At 52.5% G+C, this 1,151-nt stretch carries 1 protein-coding gene and 1 pseudogene; both read left to right on the top strand.

Features of this window, described 5'->3' with window-relative positions; all coding sequences use genetic code 11:
* Positions 1-90: 90 nt before the first annotated feature.
* A pseudogene (locus AC1DRJ_RS28840) lies at positions 91-252 on the top strand (con-10 family general stress protein); the annotation flags it as partial.
* A gap of 375 nt (positions 253-627) precedes the next feature.
* A complete protein-coding gene (locus AC1DRJ_RS28835; protein ID WP_477805132.1) occupies positions 628-1,149 on the top strand; it encodes a hypothetical protein in 522 nt (173 codons plus the stop codon).
* Positions 1,150-1,151: the final 2 nt, after the last annotated feature.

Genomic DNA, 1,151 nt, shown 5'->3' with positions numbered 1-1,151 from the left:
GTCCAATATTTCCGTTCAAACTTTCTGTTTTGTGCGTCCTCCGAATTAAACGAGCCCATGCTCGTGCTAACGATGTTGAGGTGAACAAAAATGGCCAATACAGGAAACAAAAATCCAGGCAATTTTTCTGACAACCCTGACAAGGCTTCCGAAGCCGGTAAGAAAGGCGGAGAAGCTTCTCGCGGAAATTTTGCCAACGATCCACAACGGGCGTCTGAAGCAGGCCAAAAAGGTGGTCAAGCTTCCGGCGGACAACAGTCGCGCGATAGCGATCGCATGTCCGGAGGCGGGCAGGGTACGAATCGAGGAGGCGAGTTTGCCGACGATAAAGAAAACATGTCCAAACCAGGCCAAAAAGGTGGACAGGCATCAGGCGGACAACAATCCAGCAAGACTGATCAATCGTCCAGCGATTGGCAAGGAAGTGGGCGCGGCAGCAATCTTAAAGATGACCGCGATCAATCTTCAGACATGGGACGCAAGGACGATGGGATGAGCGGAGGGGGAGGACGCAAACCCTGATGTCGTCTGACCATCAAGCCCCGAATCTTTCGGGGCTTGATTTCGATAATGCCGACTGGGAGATGCCCTAGGCGCGTTGTACGACAGCACGACAACGGATATGCCATGAGCGATAAAAAAAACATCCACGACGATTTTAAGAGCCGCGACTATCCCGTTCGGGAAGACATGGCCTACCAAGTCAAAGTATGGCGGTTTGAACGCTGGGGCTGGTACGTGTTGGTGCTATTGGTGGCACTTGGATTATGTGGAATGTTTTCACGCGGGCCATTGAGTTCTCGAGACGTTCACGGCAGCGATGGCAAACTCAGAGTGCAGTACGAGGTGTTTCACCGAAACGGTTCAACCAATCCTATGGTGATAAGTGTAGTCGGTGCGCCGGATGCAATGGTTGAGATCGAGTTATCCGGTGATGTACTGGACGGTTTCAGTATCGAAACAATGCTGCCGCAGCCAGGCCTCGCCAGCAGTGCCGGTGAAGGAATGAAGTTATGGCTGCAAGCGGATGCCCAAGGCCGCGCGAATTTATATATAACGTTGCGTGGTGACGGATTGGGACAGTTCAGTACCCAGGTGTCATCACCCGGAGCGGCACCTGTGGCGTTGAATCAATTCATTCTCCCTTGAGG

It is taken from the genome of Pseudomonas sp. P5_B2, from assembly GCF_056400445.1.
Note: the sequence above shows the minus strand (reverse complement) of the source record. Positions and strands in the feature narration are given on the sequence as shown.